Genomic DNA, 16,544 nt, shown 5'->3' on the forward strand with positions numbered 1-16,544 from the left:
AATTGCTAGATGCGATCGGCAGGAGTGCCGGATCCCGCCAGGGGGTCTGGGTCGGGTCAGCCGTCCCGGTCACGAACCTCCCACCCCAGGCCTTGCCCCACCCGCCCCGACAACCGGGTTAGCGGTTGCAGCCATTGCTTGAAACACCGCCAGGGGATGACGGTCCCTAGAATAGGGCACTGGTTTCGTCAATGGGACGGGGATACCCCAGCAGGTGGCCCTGAACGGTATTGACCGCTAGCTGCTGGAGGGTGGCTAGCTCTGCCTCGGTTTCGATGCCTTCGGCGATCAGCAGGCTGTTGGTTTCGCGGGCAAAGCCCACCAGAGCAGCGGTCAGGGCCCGTCGGGTAGTGTCGGTGTCAATGTCGCGAATCAGGGCGATGTCGAGCTTGATGATGTCGGGGTTGAGCTGCAGGATGTGGCGAAAACTGGCGTAGCCCGCCCCGGCATCGTCGACGGCCAGCCGCAGGCCGCGATCGCCGCCGGCACTGGGCTCTGCCCCTGCCGACGGCGGGGGGTAGCGCAGGCGGGATAGCTGTTCGTCAAACTGGGTATAGTCCGGGATGGCGACATGTTCGGTCACCTCCAGCACGATGCGGTGGAGGGGGATCCCCTCCAGGACCCGATGAATGGCGCCGTTGAGAATGTTCTCAGGCGAAACGTTGAGCGACAGGTACACATCCTCGGGAATGGCGTTGAGGCAATCCAGCGCTTTGGCGATCGCCGCTATTTCAAGCTGCTCGCTGTAGCCCACCTGGGAGGCTTCGGCAAACCAGATGTCGGGGCTGCGAATCGGTCGCGACCAGAACCGGGTCAGGGCCTCAACGCCAACCACCCGGTTGCGCAGCAGGTCGATAATGGGCTGGTAAACGACGGTAAAGGCTTCGGCCTGAAGCACCGAGGACACTCGCTGGGTCATCTCCCGGCGATCGCGCTCGGCGGCAAACTCGCGCCCAATCTGGCGGGCGGTAAAGTCGGCAAACAGACGCACGATGGCCAGGTCGCGATCGCCCAGGGTAAAGTTGGGCCGGGTGCTAAAGCAGCAGAAGGTGCCGTAGACCTCGCCGCTGTCCAGGCGGATGGGCACGCTCAGGTGGGCACCCACCGGTAGGGCAGTGGTAACCGCTAGATCCAACGCCGCCGGTACCTGACTGGCGTCCTGAATCAGCTCGGGCAACCGACCATCGACCACCCGCTGGCAGTAGCTCTCCTCCAGCGGGCCTGAATCTCCGACGGCAATGGGCGAGTTCTCCAAAGCCGAATCGACGTAGCGAAAGCGCCGATAGCCCTCCGAAAACTCAGAGATAAAGGCGACTTCCATGTCCAGGTGCAGGCGAATCGCACACAGCGCATCTATCACCACCTCGTCGAGCATCCCGTCTCCCAGACTGGAGGCCGACAAAAACGCATAGGGAATCAAAAACAGCGAACTCGGCACCGCCATCGAGTCAGACGTCGGTTTTTCGTTCATTTAGCCATACTCCACACATTACACTCTGTAGCCTTAGCGCAGACGATTTTCAGGCTCAGAGGAGTTTGGTTCCTGGCTAGCTCTATGGCTCCGGCCGCGTGGCAAGGTAGCTGTTCTCAGCCCACCGTAGGCTTGACGGGCGCTCAGACCTGGGAGAGCTAACCTCCCCAACCAGGGGCACGGAGAATGCCCCTGGTGAAACTAGTCCCACTATTATCGGCAATTTTAGAAAGTTCAATTTATACAAAAAGGCGGAAGTCTCCCCCCCTGTAACCTCACCAGCTTCGGTGAGGCGGTCCAACTCCTCACCCCCCCTTGAGCAGCCCTCAGCCGGCGACGCAGCTGGGGGATGATGGTGAAAGTCCCGCCAGCGCCGCACGCCTATGCTTATTCAACTTGTGCCGATGATTTTAGTTGGCTGCATCGGCTATGGGCTAAAACGAGCTGGGGTGCTGGGCCCAGGCGATGCCAAAACCATTGGCCGGTTGCTCACCCATTTGGCCCTGCCGGCGGTCATTCTCAGGGCCCTGGCCACCGCCGCCATAGCGCCTGACCTCGTCTATTTGCCGCTCTCGGCTCTGCTGGTGGTCCTGGGACTGACGACCATAGCCGGCCTCAGACTGCGTTGGCTGGGTTGGAATCGGGCCAGGGCCGGAGCCTTAATCACCACGTTCCCCACCTTTGAGGGGGGTGCCCTGGGCTATCCGATTATGCTGCTGGCCTTTGGTGAGGTAGGGTTGAGCCGAATTGTGTTGTTTGATCTGGCCCAGGCTATTTATCTGCTGACGGTGGTGTACTGCCTGTCGGCCTGGTTTGGCCAGGCCGGGGTGACGGCGCGGGCGGTGGGCACAAAGCTCGCCCGAACGCCGTTTTTTTGGGCCATTCTGCTGGGGCTGCTGCTAAACGTTCTGGGCGCTACCGACGCCCTATTGCTCGGCCTGCTGGATATTGTAAGCAACGGTTTCCTGCTGCTGGTGCTGCTGCTGGTGGGCATGGAGTTTGAGCTGCAGCTGGGGGAAGGCTGGCGGTACCTGCTGCTGGCTCTGGCCAAGGTCGGGGCTGGCCTGGGGTTGGGCTGGGTAGCGACGATGGTCTTTGGCCTGGACGGGGTGGAGCGGGCAGCGGTGCTGGTGGGGTCGGGACTCCCCCCCAGCCTGTTGACGCTGATCTTTGTCCAGGAAAATCAGTTGGATACGCGCTTTGCCAGCAGCTTCATCTCGGTGGCGATACCCCTCTACCTGGTGATGATAACGGCGCTCTTGGCATTGCCGCTGGGATGATAACCGGTTGGTCATGACTTTGCGGAATGGGGGCTGTCTGGGCTGTAGTTCCCCCTTGGCCAGGCTAATGTTGAGTCCCCCGGCCCACCGGTATATCCATATCGGCGGGTCGGGTCTTTATTCAGATTAATATTCATACTAATAGTTCAGACTACTGGCGCAGCTGAGTGGAAGAAGACTGCTCCAGCTCCTCCCTCAGCAAATTGTCATAGATGCGGGGCAAACGGGCCGTCATACTGTTGGACTCAATTCCGTAGCCGAGGCTGGTCCAGGTGCCAGAGAGGCGCCGTAGCACTGCGTCCAGTTGGCCATCGCGCAGGGCCGTAGCAATGTCAAAATTCCAGGCCGAAGTATCTTTGAGCCAGTGATAGACCACCAAATCCTGCGATTCGGGGTCAAAGCTGTAGTCGCCCCAGGCCCCAAACCAGCTCGAGGATTTGGGATGGTAAAGGCGGGCTTTTTCCTGCCAGGTGCCGGTCAAAAACTGGTAGCGACCGGCAGCGGTAGTGCAGCGTCCCCGATTGGGACCAGCCACAATCTCGATGCAGATATTGGGATGACGGTTGAGTTGAGGGATGATTTTCCCGCCGTAGAGCACGTTGTAGGGCTGGTTAATGTTGGACTCAGCCGCCGAGATGGTACGCATCAACGCCCGAATGTAAGGATCGCCGCCAGACATGGCCAGCGGCTCCGGGTGGCTGACCCACACGGTTCTTTGCAGCTGTCGCAGGGAGCGGGTGGGCAGCGATCGCAGGCCCAGGCCCCCCACTCCCACCAGCAGCAAAACAGCGAGGGTTACAGCCCGACGTCGTTTGGCCTGCCGAATGCGGCGCTGTCGAGCAAGCTGGCGGGACGGAGTAGAGGGGAGAGAGGTCACAGGCGACGGGATGATCAGGAACAGGGGGGCTGAGCTGAAGCTGACCCAGCCCACGGCCAGAGGCCTGGCCAGTTCTCCAGGCAGGGTAGCCACCGCTATAGTAGTCGATCCGCTCTAAAACCTGCGCTGGGGTATGGCCCCTTTTGGCCCTTTTGAGGCTACTCGAGGGCAAGTGTAGAGCGCCCGCCTAGCGATCCACCGACCCCATAATGATGTCGATGCTGCCCAGAATCGCCATAATGTCGGCTACTTTGACCCCCTTGAGCAGGTGGGGCAAAATTTGCAGGTTGTTGAAGTCAGCGGCGCGCACCTTGAACCGCCAGGGGAAAATGGTGTCGTTGCCCTTGATGAAGACGCCTAGCTCACCCTTGCCGCTTTCCAGCCGCACGTAGTGCTCCCCGGCGGGAATTTTGAAGGTGGGAGCGATTTTTTTGCCGATGAACTGGTAGTCAAAGCTGTTCCACTCCGACTTCGGGCCTTCGGCCATGCGCTTGGCCTCCAGGTTTTCGAAGGGGCCGCCGGGAATCTGGGCACAGGCCTGGCGAATGATCTTGACCGACTCCCGCATTTCGCGGATCCGCACCTGGTACCGGGCCATGCAGTCGCCAGCGGTTTCGTAGTGCACCTCCCAGTCAAAGTCGTCGTAGCACTCGTAGTGGTCCACCTTACGCAGGTCCCACTTGACGCCAGAGCCCCGCAGCATCGGGCCAGACAGCCCCCAGGCGATCGCCTCATCGCGGGTGATGGTGCCAATTCCTTCGATGCGACGGCGGAAAATGGGGTTGTTGGTGATCAGCTTTTCGTACTCGTCGACCTTGGGCATGAAGTAGTCGCAGAAGTCGATGCACTTGTCGAGCCAGCCGTAGGGGAGGTCGGCGGCCACCCCGCCGATGCGGAAGTAGTTGTTGTTGACCATGCGGTAGCCGGTGGCCGCCTCCCACAGGTCATAGATCATCTCCCGCTCGCGGAAAATGTAGAAGAAGGGGGTCTGGGCACCGACGTCGGCCAGAAAGGGCCCCAGCCACAGCAGGTGGTTGGCAATCCGGTTCAGCTCCAGCATGATCACGCGGATATAGCTGGCTCGCTTGGGCACCTCGATGTCGGCTAGCTTTTCGGGGGCGTTGACGGTAATGGCCTCGTTGAACATGCCCGCCGCGTAGTCCCAGCGGCTGACGTAGGGCACAAACATAATATTGGTGCGGTTTTCGGCAATCTTTTCCATGCCCCGATGCAGGTAGCCAATTACCGGCTCGCAGTCGATTACATCTTCGCCGTCGAGGGTGACAATCAGCCTCAGTACCCCGTGCATCGAGGGGTGGTGAGGACCCATGTTGAGCACCATGGGCTCGGTCTTGGTTTCAATAATTGACATAGGGGCTACCCAATGGCCAAAGTACGGTTCTGCTATATCTTTGAGTATCTTAATGGGTATCGCCTAAGTTTGCGATACAGGTTGCGACACAGGGGCTGTCATCATTTCGCTGGTGATGGCCGCCGAGACGGCGGCTACAACCCCTAGCCTTTCTGAAGGCGAAGGATTGTAGCCGGAATGGATAACACGCCCTGGGGCAAGGATTGAGATTGCTGATGGCAGAGCCAGAGTTTAGTCATGTGCCGGTGCTGCCTGAGTCGGTGATCGAAGGACTTAATATTCAGCCCGGCAGGCGCTATTTGGATGCTACGGCGGGGGGTGGAGGCCACAGTCGCCTGATTTTAGAGGCGGACCCGACGGTGAGCCTGGTGGCGATCGACCAGGATGCCACGGCGATCGCGGCTACCCGCGCCAACCTGGCCGAGTTTGGCGATCGGGCCAGCCTCTGGCACGGCAACTTTGCCGACTTCACGCCTGGGGGAGCGGCTTTTAGCGGTATTCTGGCCGACCTGGGGGTGAGTTCGGTGCAGCTGGATCGCGGCGATCGCGGCTTTAGCTTTCGGCACCCCGCCCCCCTCGACATGCGCATGGACCCGCGCCAGGTCCTCACTGCCGCCGATATCGTCAACCACTGGGACGAAACCGAGCTGGCCAATCTGATCTACACCCTTGGCGAAGAGCGACTTTCGCGCCGGATTGCCCGCAAAATTGTCGATCAGCGCCCCTGGCAAACCACCACCGACCTAGCCGAGGCAATTGCCGCCTGCGTGCCCCGCAGCTACCGCTACGGCCGCATTCACCCCGCCACCCGCACCTTCCAGGCCCTGCGGATTGCGGTCAACCGCGAGCTGGAGGTGCTAGAAACCCTGCTGAAGCTGGCCCCCACCTGGCTGGCCCCAAGGGGACGACTGGTGATCATCAGTTTTCACAGCCTCGAAGATCGGCTGGTTAAGCATTCACTCAAAAACTCCCCCGACCTCAAGGTGATCACCAAAAAACCTGTCATTGCAACCGACGCTGAAGTCAGCCAAAACCCCCGGGCGCGCTCGGCCAAACTGCGGGTAGCCGAGCGGATTGTGACGCTATCGCCTATCGATTAGAGCCGCCGCTGTCCCTGGTATTGATGCCCCAAGGACTGAAAACGTATTTGAAACAACAATTTAGAAATTTAAAGTAAAGATTAAAATTAATTCGCAAAAAATAGACTTGTCTCATACTTGCTTCATCTAAACTTAAAGGGTAGGAAAATCCTCCTGCCCAACAAAAGTCTTTATAACAACCCACCATGAATACCCTAAACGACGGCAAATACCGTTACTCTGTGCTGCCTGGCACCAGAGACCATCGCGGTTTTTTTATTCAAGAAACCACCTACGAACTGGTTGATGTCAGCGATGCCGGATGGGCTCGCATCTGTCTAGACAGCGCGGCCTGCTACTACGTCGATCCGGCTCAACTCAAAGCCTTTTGAGGGCTGTTGAACGGATTGTTCACCCTGCCAAAAATCTGCATATAAAAGGTTGCCAACCCCAATGACTACAGCAACTCGAACGTTCGCGGTCTACGTGTCTGACATTGCCATTGATCTATGCGACTACGGCAGCCAGTATGCTGGCGATGGACGTTTAGTTTGTCGGCAGCGAAACTACGACAGCCTGTTTAGATTTGCAAAAAACCTGGCGCTAAATCGGGCCATTCCCCTCCGGGACTACACGCGATCGGCTGTGCAATATTAGTGGCGAAGAGGGCCTGACGGTTGCAGATTTTTATACCTTTTAGTAGGGGGCTCTGAGTCGAACTGGGCTCTACGCTCTACAATTAAGGCTCTGACCCGGGGCGCGGGTGAGCTTGCACCAAATCCGCTTGGCGGAAATCCCAATTCAACCCAGGGATCGCGTAGGGAGATTGCGCGGCAACGCTCCTGCGAGCCGGGTACACGCAGAGAAGGGTTGGTGCTCAATCGGCCTGGGGCATTGGTTCCCCCTGGCCCTGGTTGGACAGACGCTGTTGTTATAAATCCCCTTAGATTTCGCCGTGAAAACCTTTTCGGAAGCAGTTGAGAGGGGCGAAGTCACCCCAGCCGAGGCGCTGGCGCTGTTCGACAGTCTCGATGCGGTCGGGATTGACAGTATGATGGGCGCCTGGAAAGGGGCGAGCTTTCCCACCCAGCACCCCTTAGACGGTGCTCTGGAGGCCTTTCACTGGTATGGCAAACGGTTTGAAACCGCTGACGATGTCCATCCGCTGGTATTTGAGACTCTCGGGGGCGGCACCACCAGCGTCAATCCCCTCTGGGCGCTACCCCTACTCCCCTGGCTCGATCGCTGGCCCCTGCCCAAGGCCTCAGCCCTGGGCCATTTATTTCAGCTGGGCATTGTCCTATTTTCGACGGATCGCTCCTGTGCCCGCCTGCGGATGACGACCTTCCGCGGCAAGGAAAGCGCCACCATGATCTACGACACCCTGCCCATCAACGATGTTTTTCGTAAGGTTGATGACCATACCCTGCTAGGGCTGATGGACTTGAAGGGGGCAACACAACCGTTCTTTTTCCTGCTGCACCGTCAGTACCCTAGTCAGTAACCTAGCGATGCTGGGAAGGACATTGTCCCACAGGCTAATATAGCCATCGCCAGAACGGTTTGGACATGGCCAATGCCCCTGAAGCGATGGCTATAGGCCATTGCGCCGCCCCAGTTTTTGCCTTTGGAAGAGGCTAATGTCCTAAGCGCAATAGCCATCGCTATGGTTGGCCGCCAGAGCCCTTAGAATTTGCAAGACGGTCCGTCAGCGGCGGTTACCGCCCTTCATTGGGCCATCCACAGGAGCCCCCCATGCCCGCGTGGATCCTTACCCGTGCGGGTATGGCGAGTTGATCGCACCCTGGCCTGCTATAGCCATCGCTATAAGTTGGCTTCAGGGCAATTGTTTGCGTTCAGGATAGAGATCCGTAGGGCTGCTCTGGTTAGGGCTTGTTTGGCGGCATGCCGTTGAGGGGAGAGCAATGAATCCAGGAGCGACACCACAGGCATTTCTTGGATCGGTAACGGTCTAAACTTACGGATAGCAAGTTTTAGAGGAGGGTAGTAACCATTACAATCGCCTACTGATTACGGAGTGAGTTCCTGAGCTATGTCGCACGAGTCTGCGCTAGTAGGCCAGAGAGAACGGCCAAAAGAAATTCTGGTGGTCGATGACACCCCTAACAATCTGCGACTATTGCTGCAGGCGCTGTCTTCGGAGGGGTATGTGGTTTGCTGTGCCAAAAGTGCTGCCCTGGCCCTGACCCGGGTACAGACCGCGCTGCCCGATATGGTCTTGCTGGACATTCGGATGCCCCAGATGAATGGGTACGAACTGTGCCAATGGCTCAAGGCCAATGCCAGAACCCGCGAGATTCCGATCATCTTTCTCAGTGTGGTCGATGCTGTGGAGGATAAGGTGAGAGCCTTTGGGCTGGGAGCGGTGGACTACATTGCCAAACCCTTTCAAATTGAGGAGGTTTTGGCACGGGTCAGCTATCACTTTCAGACCCAGCAACTGCACACTCGCCTGCAGAATGAAAACAATCGACTGTGCCAGGAAAATGCGGTTCAGCAGCGATCGCTCACCCGCATAGAGCAGTCCTACCAGTTGCTCAACCAGGTACTAAACTCCCTGGCCGACGGCATTGCAGCCTTCAGGGCTATTCGCAACCGGCAGGGCAAAATTGAAGATTTTGATTGCCTGGTGGGCAATGCGGCCTTGGCCCAGTGGCTAGGGCGATCGCCCGCCGACCTGGCTGGGACTACCCTCTCCGAACTACTGAGCAACTCTCCCCACGACAACCTGCTGGATCTGTTTATTCAGGTGGTTGAGCGGCATGAGTCGCTTCAGTATGAGCTACTCTGCGAACCCAACGGCGACATTCCGCTGTGGTTTGAGCTGATGGCCACCCGCCTGGGCGATGGTTTGGTGGCCCGCCTGAGAGACATCTCCCAGTACAGCCAGGTCGTCAACCAACTGCAGACAACCATTGCCGAGCTGCAGGTGTTGACCACCCAGGATGGGTTGACTCAGGTAGCCAATCGGCGGGCCTTTGACCAATACCTGCAGGCGGAGTGGCTGCGCCTGGCCCGCCTCCAGGCGCCGGTCGCTTTGATTATGGGCGATATCGATCGATTTAAGCGCTTTAACGACCTGTACGGCCACGGGGTTGGGGATGAGTGTCTGCGGCAGGTGGCCGAGGCGATCGCTTCGGTGGTCAAGCGTCCGGCCGATATGGTAGCTCGCTACGGCGGGGAGGAATTTGCCATTCTGCTGCCCCACACCAATTTGCAGGGGGCAGCCCAGGTGGCCGAGCAGGTCCAGGGGGCGATTGCCGAACTGCGGCTGGTAGTACCGCGCCCGGAGTTTGAGCAAGTTAGCCTGAGCCTGGGAGTCGCCAGCCAGATTCCCAGCCTGTCCCAACCTGTCGATCGGCTGCTGGAAGCAGCCGACAGAGCCCTCTACCGGGCTAAGGGACAGGGGGGTAACCAGACCTGCCTGAGTGTTTTGGGCGATGCCTTCCCCGCGGAGACGAGCTGCGAAGCGGCTTACAACGAAGAGGAATAGGTCTCTTCTCCGGCCCTACGGCCTCCCGTTGGCCCCAGAAACCTGACCCCCAAAATTTAGGCGATGGCTATAGATCCAGAAAAAAGTGATCCAGAAAAATGTTCTGGTTTCACAAGATTGTCACAGTTATTTTTCATTATGGAGATGTTCCTGAACAATCGACTTTCTCGATAGGCGGGTCATAGCCAATTACCCTCAATAGTTAGGGTGTTGGCCCTGGCCCGCCTTTATCGTTACCTGTATGTACCCTTCTCCTACAACAGCTCCAACGACGATCCTGTGCCTGGCCTGTGAAACAGCCTCCGAAGCGCTTGTTTATCAGTGGCTGGGAGATTCCGCCTATTTCCGGGTCGAATTTGTGGAAAATCTCGACGGGTGCAGGCCGGGAAACAGGCCTATCCCCGATGTCATTCTGCTGGACAGCCGAGCTGGAAGCGGGAGCCTAGCTACCCTGTCCTCCCAGTGGCCCACCGCTGGGGTAGTCGTCCTGCTCGAACCAACCCAGGCCGAAGACGCTATGACCTGGCTAACAGAGGGGGCGGACGATTACTTGATCAAGACTCAGGTTACTCAGGTCCGCCTTACCCATACGGTACAGCAACTGGCGCTGCGAGCCCAGACAATAGCCCAGCGGGTGGAGGCCTGCACAGCTGAGCTCAGACAGGCCAAAGAAACCGCCGAAGCCGCCAATCGGTTAAAAGACCGGCTGATTGCCGACCTGGGCCACGATCTGCGCCCCCCCCCTCAACAATATTTTGCGCCTCAGCCAACTGCTGGTTGAAGATACAGCGCTACCGGCCCAGCATCAGGAGGGGGCCAACCTGATCTACAACAGCGGTGAGCACCTGCTCAGTCTGATCAATGACATGCTGGGGATGGCGAAGAAGTGGGTAACAGAACCACTGCCCCCAGGCCAGCGAGTGGTGGCCCTGGCTTCGGACCAGCCGCCCTGTCGCATTTTGATTGTGGAAGAGGACTGGACCAGCCGGGTGCTGTTGCAGACGCTGCTGGCCCCGCTGGGGTTTGATCTGCGGGTGGCCACCAACGGGGATGAGGCGATCGCGATTTGGGCGGCATGGCAACCTCACCTGATCTGCATGGACCTGCAGATGACGGCGATGGATGGCTACGAAACCACCCGTCGCCTGCGCCACATAGAGCAAAGCCAGCTACGGCCCGAAACGCCGATGGAGCAGTTTAAACCGACCAAAATTATTGCCCTGGCCGCCAGGGCTGGGGAGGGCTACCTTAGCGCCCTGGCCGTTGGCTGTGATGATGTTGTGTCCAAACCTCTCAATGCCGGCGTTATGCTTCAAAAGATAGCCGCCCACCTGGCGATCGAATACCGCTATGGCTTAGAAACTGATGGGCCAGGGTCTGGGGGGCCAGACGGCTCCAGTCCGCTGGAGGGACCACCAAAGCCTCCGCAGGAGCGGGCGCTAGACGAGGGTACCGGGAGCCAGGGGTGGGGCCTCCGGAACGGCTAACCGCTTGCGACTCCAGAGAGAGCACTGGGGCCCAGGTAAATCAGGCAACTGAAGGCTATAGCCCTGGACTTGGGAATTATCCTAGAAGGCAGTGAACTCTGGTTGGGTACATTGCCGACCTCGCACAGTTCCTGACTGCGCTGGTCAGCGGTTGAAGCTACCCTCAGGGTCGAGTCGCCGTCGGGGGGGCCTGAATGTCAACGGCTCAGTTTGACGGTTGAGGGGAAGCGGTTTCTACGCTTTGGCCCTGTCTGCATGGGCGGTAGCGCCGCCGTCTGGTCGGCTTATTTCCCTAACGCTTTCAATCCCGGCTCCCCTGCCCATGGCTACTATTCTCTGTGTGGACGACAATGCGCTGACGCCAGCCTTCGTGGAGGCGCAGCTGACAGAGGCCGGGCTGAGCTATCGAATGGCGATCGCGACGAACGCCACCGAGGCGATCGCCCAGATTGAGGCGATCGACGGCGCCGAGGCCGAGGTGCCGCTGGCGATCGTCAGTCAGGCCCTGGTGGCCGCCGACTGGCTCGCAGCCTTCCACCACCGTTGGCCCCGGGCTTTAGTGGTGCTGTTGGAGAGCGCAGGGGCACAATCCCCCCAATCCACCCCTGGGCTGGCGCTCCTCGCCCAGATATTTCCCGCTATCTCTGGCCAGATCTGCGGCTATGTGGCCCAGCCCTGGTCTGGGCCTGGCCTGCGGCTGACGGTGGTTGAGGCGCTGCGGCGCTACCGCTACGAGCAGGAGATAGCCCAACTCCAGGCCGATCTGAGCGACTGTCGCCAGCAGGTTGACCAGGTCAGCCAGCTCGACCGTCAGCTGGCCGCCCCCGCCCCCGCCAACTGCCTCCAGACCGCCAAAGCGCTGCGGGACAGCGAGGCCCACAGGCGCGCCATTCTGGCGGCGGTGCCGGATGTGATGACGGTGCTGACCGACGAGGGGCAGTATGTCGATTTTTCGTTTAACCAGTTTGCTGGCGAGCTGATTTCCATCGATGCCGATTGCATTGTGGGCTCCTACCTGAGCGATATTTTTCCGGCGGACTTGGCCCAGCAGTGGCTTGCCACCATTCAGCTCACCCTGGCGACCAAACAGCCCCAGCGCTTTGAGCAGCAGCTGCGCTTCGGCGATCGCCTCCAGTACGAGGAGGTGCGGATTGTCCCCTACCAGGATCATTGGGTGCTGGCGATGGTGCGGGACATCAGCGATCGCCAGCAGATTGAAGCGGCTCTGCAGCAGAGTCAGGAGCAGCTGCGGGTGGCCCTGGAGTTTGGCCAGATCGCCATCTGGACCTGGGATGGGGCGACCGAGCAGGTGAGCTGGAACGACCAGGCCTACCGGCTGATGGGGGTATCGCCCGGCCCTCAGCTGCCGACCTATGACGACTGGTTCCAGGCCATTCACTCCGACGATCGCGCGGCTGTGTTGGCAGACATGGAGCAGGCGATCGCCACCCAACAGCCCTTCACCCTGGAATATCGGGTGCGGTGGCCCGATGGTACCCTGCGCTGGGTCGCGGACCGGGGCCGGGGGGTCTATACGGAGGCGGGAGAAATCCTTCGGGCCGCCGGCGTGATGTACGACATCACCGCCCGCAAGCAGGCTGAACTGGCCCAGCAGGAGAGTGAGCGCCGCTATCGACGCCTGCTGGACACCGCCAACGAGGGGGTTTGGGTGGTTGACGCCGACAGCCGCACCACCTTTGTGAACCCCAAAATGGCCACCATGCTGGGCTATACCACCGACGAAATGCTGGGCCAGCCGGTGTTTCACTTTATCGACGAGGTGGATTGGGATCTGGCCCAGCGCCAGATCGAGCAACTGAAGCAGGGCAATGGTGACCAGCTGGACTTCAAGTTTCGGCACAAGGGCGGGGGTGAGGTGTGGGCGCTAGTCTCGATCAGCCCCATGTTTGACGACCACCAGTACGTGGGTGCCCTCGGTATGCTCACCGACGTGACGGCCCGAAAGGCCGCGGAGCAAGCCCTGGCGCAGACCGAAGACCGCTACCGCCGCGCCACCCAGGCGTCAAAAACCGGGGTCTGGGAGCTGGACCTAAAAACCGGCTTCCTCTACGTTGACCCCAGCATCAAAGCCACAGTGGGCTACAGCGACGCTGAAATCACCCCCGATCTGGAAAATTGGCAGCAAAATATTCACCCCGACGACGTGGCCTTGATGAAGAGCAGCTTTGATGCCTTGATCAGGGGCAATCTTCCTAGCTATGAGCAGGAATACCGCGTTCAGCACAAAGATGGATCGCTGGTTTGGATGCTGTCGCGGGGGCAGCTGCACCTGGACGAGCAGGGTCAGCCAGCGACTTTTTTGGGCACCACGACCGATATTACCGACCTGAAGCAGGCGGAGCTGGCGCTGCATCAGCTCAACAACGAGCTGGAGCAGCGGGTGCAGGAGCGCACCCAGGAGCTTCAAAAACTGGCGGCGATCGTCGAGAACAGCCCCGACCTGATTGCCATGGCCAGTCTTGAGGGCGATCTGCTCTACCTGAATCGGGCTGGGCAGCGGCTGTTGGACCTGACACCAGACGACATAGTGGGCAACCCCATGACAACCGTACTCACTGAGGTGGCGGCAGCTCAGCTCGAGCAGGAGGCCCTGCCCCTGGTGATGGACCAGGGCTACTGGCAGGGAGAGTCAATGCTTCGCCATGGCCAAACGGGGGCGGCGATCCTGGCTGAGCAGGCCCTATTCCTGGTGCGCGATCCTGAGTCGCAGGCTCCCCTCTGTATGGCCACCATCGGTCGGGACATTCGCGATCGCAAGCGGGCTGAGCAGGCCCTGCGCGAGAGCGAAGAGCGCTTCCGCAGCACCTTTGAGCAGGCGGCCCTTGGCATTATCGAAACCGACCTGAACGGGCACATCGTCAAGATCAACCAGAAGTTTTGCGAGTTGCTGGGCTACTCGGCCGCAGAGCTACTGTCCAAAACCTACATGGACTTAACCCACCCCAGCGATGTCGATGCGGACAACGACAATGTGCGCCGTTTGCTCAGCGGCGAGCAAACGGCCTATGTCCTGGAGAAGCGCTACCTGCACCGCGACGGGACGGTCATCTGGGTCAGCTTGGCAGTCTCAATTGTCCGCGACGGGCTGGGGCGTCCCCAGTACCTGCTGGGGGTTGTCCATGATATTCGCGATCGCAAGCGGGCCGAGCACGCCCTGCGCGAAAGCGAGGAGCGCTTCCGGGCTACCTTTGAGCAAGCGGCGGCGGGCATGGTGCAGGGCAACCTCGACGGGCAACTGGTGCGGGTCAACCAAAGATTCTGCGAGCTGTTGGGCTACACCCACTCCGAGCTGTTTCTGAAGTCCTATATCGAGCTAACCCACCCCGCCGATGTGGCCGCCGACCGCGCCCAGGTCCAGCGATTGTTGGCGGGCGAAGCCTCAAGTTTCATGATGGAAAAACGCTACCTGCGCCATGACAGGAGCATTGTTTGGGCCACCCTTTCGGTGTCGCTGGTTCGCGACGGGACCGGGGAGCCGCAGTATTTTATTGCCGTGATTATCGATATCAGCGATCGCAAGCAGACTGAGCAGGCCCTGCAGGAGTCGCGCAACATGATGCAGATGGTGCTGGACACCATTCCCCAGCGCGTGTTTTGGAAGGATCGCGAATCGCGCTTTTTGGGCTGCAACCCGGCCTTTGCCCAGGACTATCGGCTCACCCCCGAGCAGATCATCGGCAAAACCGATGCCGAACTGCCCTGGGCGGCCCATGCCCCCGACTACCGGGCTAACGATATTGAAGTTATGGCGAGTCGAATTCCCCGGCTGGGTTACGAAGAACTCACCACCAATCGAAACGGGGAGGATACCTGGATTCGAACCAGCAAGGTGCCGTTGACCAACGCCAACGGGGTAGTGGTGGGGGTACTGGGGTGCTACGAGGACATCAGCGATCGCAAGCAGGCCGAAAACGTGCTCAAGAGTATGAACCAGGAGCTGGAGCAGCGCGTGCAGGAGCGCACCCTGGCCCTCCAGCAGGCCATGGAGACCGCCCAGTTGGCCAGCCGGGCCAAAAGCACTTTCCTGGCCAACATGAGCCACGAACTCCGCACGCCGCTCAACGCTATTCTGGGCTTTTCTCAGCTGATGGCCCGCGACTTTGAGCTGAATAGCGACAATCGGCAATCCCTCGACATCATCAACCGCAGCGGCGAACACCTGCTCGATCTGATCAATGACATTCTTGAAATGGCCAAAATCGAAGCCGGACAGGTGACGATCACTCCCTTGCGCTTTGATCTGGACAATCTGCTCAGCACTCTGACCGATCTGTTTGGCCTCCGCGCCCGGGATAAAGGCCTGACGTTTAGCGTCGATCGCCATCCGGCACTGCCCCGGTACCTGTGCAGCGATGAACCCAAACTGCGCCAGGTGCTGATCAACCTGGTGGGCAATGCGATCAAATTTACCGAGCGAGGCCAGGTCTGCCTGCGGGTTGCCCCAGTGTCTCCCCCGGCCACCAGCCCCGCCGTCGGCAGCAGCCTGGCCATTACCTTTGCCGTTAGCGATACCGGCATTGGCATTGCGGCCGAAAACCTCGATCGCCTGCTGGAGCCCTTTGTGCAGGTGAATCAGGGCTGCGGCGTATACGAGGGCACTGGTCTGGGGCTGTCGATCAGCCGCCAGTTTGTGCAGCTGCTGGGGGGCAACCTCACCGTCGAGAGCCAGCTGGGCCAGGGATCTACCTTTGCCTTTACCCTGGCCGTACCGGTCGCGGCGGGGGCAGATGACCTGCCGGCAGCGGTGCTGCCCAACCAGATCGCTGAGCTGCTGCCGGGCCAACCCAGCTACCGCATCCTGGTGACCGACGACGATGACATCCACCGGCGTCTGCTGACCCATCTCCTGCGCTCCACCGGGTTTGAGGTTAGCGAAGCCCGGGACGGACGAGAGGCGATCGCCCTCTGGCAGACCTGGCAACCCCACCTGATCTGGCTCGACATGCGCATGCCCATGATGAAAGGGGACGAGGTAGTCCGGCACATTCGCACCCAGGAGCAGCTAAACCACCGACCCACCACCAAGATCGTGGCCCTGACTGCCAACGCCTTTGAAGAAGACCGGGCCCAGGCCCTGGACAGTGGCTGCGATGATTTTGTCCGCAAACCCTTTCAGCTAAACGACATCCTGTCCAGGCTGAGGGAACACCTGGGGGTGCAGTACGCCTATACCGTAGAGTCTGCGACAGCGCCGTCAACCCTGATGAGCGAACCAGCGGCGATTGCCGCCCTGCGATCGCTACCCCCAGACCTGCTCCGCCGGTTTCAAGAGGCCACCCTTAGGCTCGACAATGATGCCCTGATCGAGCTGATTGGTCAGCTCGGCCCCGATCAAGCCCCCCTGGCCGAACTGCTCAGTCTGCATCGCCACAACTTTGCCTTTGATGTTATCCACAGCTTGCTCCGGCAAGCCGCCGTCCCCTGACGCCGCTGATACCAACCC

General features: G+C 59.8%; 12 protein-coding genes. 9 read left to right on the forward strand and 3 right to left on the reverse strand.

The window, feature by feature from the left end:
* Nucleotides 1-166 precede the first annotated feature (166 nt).
* The gene (locus NF78_RS27405; protein ID WP_197065015.1) at nt 167-1,471 is read right to left on the reverse strand and encodes an EAL domain-containing protein; all 1,305 of its coding nucleotides are present in this window, start codon (nt 1,469-1,471) and stop codon (nt 167-169) included.
* Between the two features lie 383 nt (nt 1,472-1,854).
* Between NF78_RS27405 and NF78_RS27410 the strand changes: the two genes are divergently transcribed.
* On the forward strand, nt 1,855-2,751 hold the full coding sequence (locus tag NF78_RS27410; RefSeq protein ID WP_081973026.1) for an AEC family transporter: 897 nt from the start codon (nt 1,855-1,857) through the stop codon (nt 2,749-2,751).
* 151 nt (nt 2,752-2,902) lie between these two features.
* Here NF78_RS27410 and NF78_RS27415 read toward each other — a convergent pair whose 3' ends face one another.
* The gene (locus tag NF78_RS27415) at nt 2,903-3,628 is read right to left on the reverse strand and encodes a glycoside hydrolase family protein (protein ID WP_263970720.1); all 726 of its coding nucleotides are present in this window, start codon (nt 3,626-3,628) and stop codon (nt 2,903-2,905) included.
* 187 nt (nt 3,629-3,815) lie between these two features.
* On the reverse strand, nt 3,816-5,000 hold the full coding sequence (locus NF78_RS27420; protein WP_035994715.1) for an NAD(P)H-quinone oxidoreductase subunit H: 1,185 nt from the start codon (nt 4,998-5,000) through the stop codon (nt 3,816-3,818).
* A gap of 215 nt (nt 5,001-5,215) precedes the next feature.
* Here NF78_RS27420 and rsmH point away from each other — a divergent pair, with 215 nt between their 5' ends.
* The 8 genes from rsmH (at nt 5,216) to NF78_RS28690 (ending at nt 16,526) form a co-directional block, all read left to right on the forward strand.
* Nucleotides 5,216-6,100, forward strand: a complete 885-nt coding sequence (rsmH, locus tag NF78_RS27425) for a 16S rRNA (cytosine(1402)-N(4))-methyltransferase RsmH (protein ID WP_035994718.1) — start codon at nt 5,216-5,218, stop codon at nt 6,098-6,100.
* A gap of 185 nt (nt 6,101-6,285) precedes the next feature.
* The gene (locus tag NF78_RS27430; protein WP_035994720.1) at nt 6,286-6,471 is read left to right on the forward strand and encodes a hypothetical protein; all 186 of its coding nucleotides are present in this window, start codon (nt 6,286-6,288) and stop codon (nt 6,469-6,471) included.
* Nucleotides 6,472-6,532: 61 nt separating this feature from the next.
* On the forward strand, nt 6,533-6,736 hold the full coding sequence (locus NF78_RS31665; protein WP_156120003.1) for a hypothetical protein: 204 nt from the start codon (nt 6,533-6,535) through the stop codon (nt 6,734-6,736).
* Nucleotides 6,737-7,034: 298 nt separating this feature from the next.
* Entirely contained in the window at nt 7,035-7,583 is a 549-nt protein-coding gene (locus NF78_RS27435; protein WP_035994723.1) for a DUF4334 domain-containing protein, read from the forward strand.
* A gap of 549 nt (nt 7,584-8,132) precedes the next feature.
* Nucleotides 8,133-9,593 (forward strand): diguanylate cyclase domain-containing protein, encoded by a 1,461-nt coding sequence (locus tag NF78_RS27440; RefSeq protein WP_052051069.1) that lies wholly within the window; start codon nt 8,133-8,135, stop codon nt 9,591-9,593.
* 517 nt (nt 9,594-10,110) lie between these two features.
* Nucleotides 10,111-10,374 carry a hypothetical protein gene (locus NF78_RS31670; RefSeq protein ID WP_156120004.1) on the forward strand — a complete coding sequence of 88 codons (264 nt, stop codon included), beginning with the start codon at nt 10,111-10,113 and terminating at the stop codon, nt 10,372-10,374.
* Entirely contained in the window at nt 10,349-11,080 is a 732-nt protein-coding gene (locus NF78_RS27450; protein ID WP_035994728.1) for a response regulator, read from the forward strand. Before NF78_RS31670 ends, NF78_RS27450 begins: the two co-directional genes overlap by 26 nt.
* 322 nt (nt 11,081-11,402) lie before the next feature.
* Complete coding sequence (locus NF78_RS28690) at nt 11,403-16,526, forward strand: PAS domain S-box protein (RefSeq protein WP_052051070.1); 5,124 nt, start codon at nt 11,403-11,405, stop codon at nt 16,524-16,526.
* The last annotated feature ends 18 nt before the right edge of the window (nt 16,527-16,544 follow it).

The organism is Leptolyngbya sp. KIOST-1, from assembly GCF_000763385.1.
GTDB lineage: Bacteria > Cyanobacteriota > Cyanobacteriia > Phormidesmidales > Phormidesmidaceae > Nodosilinea.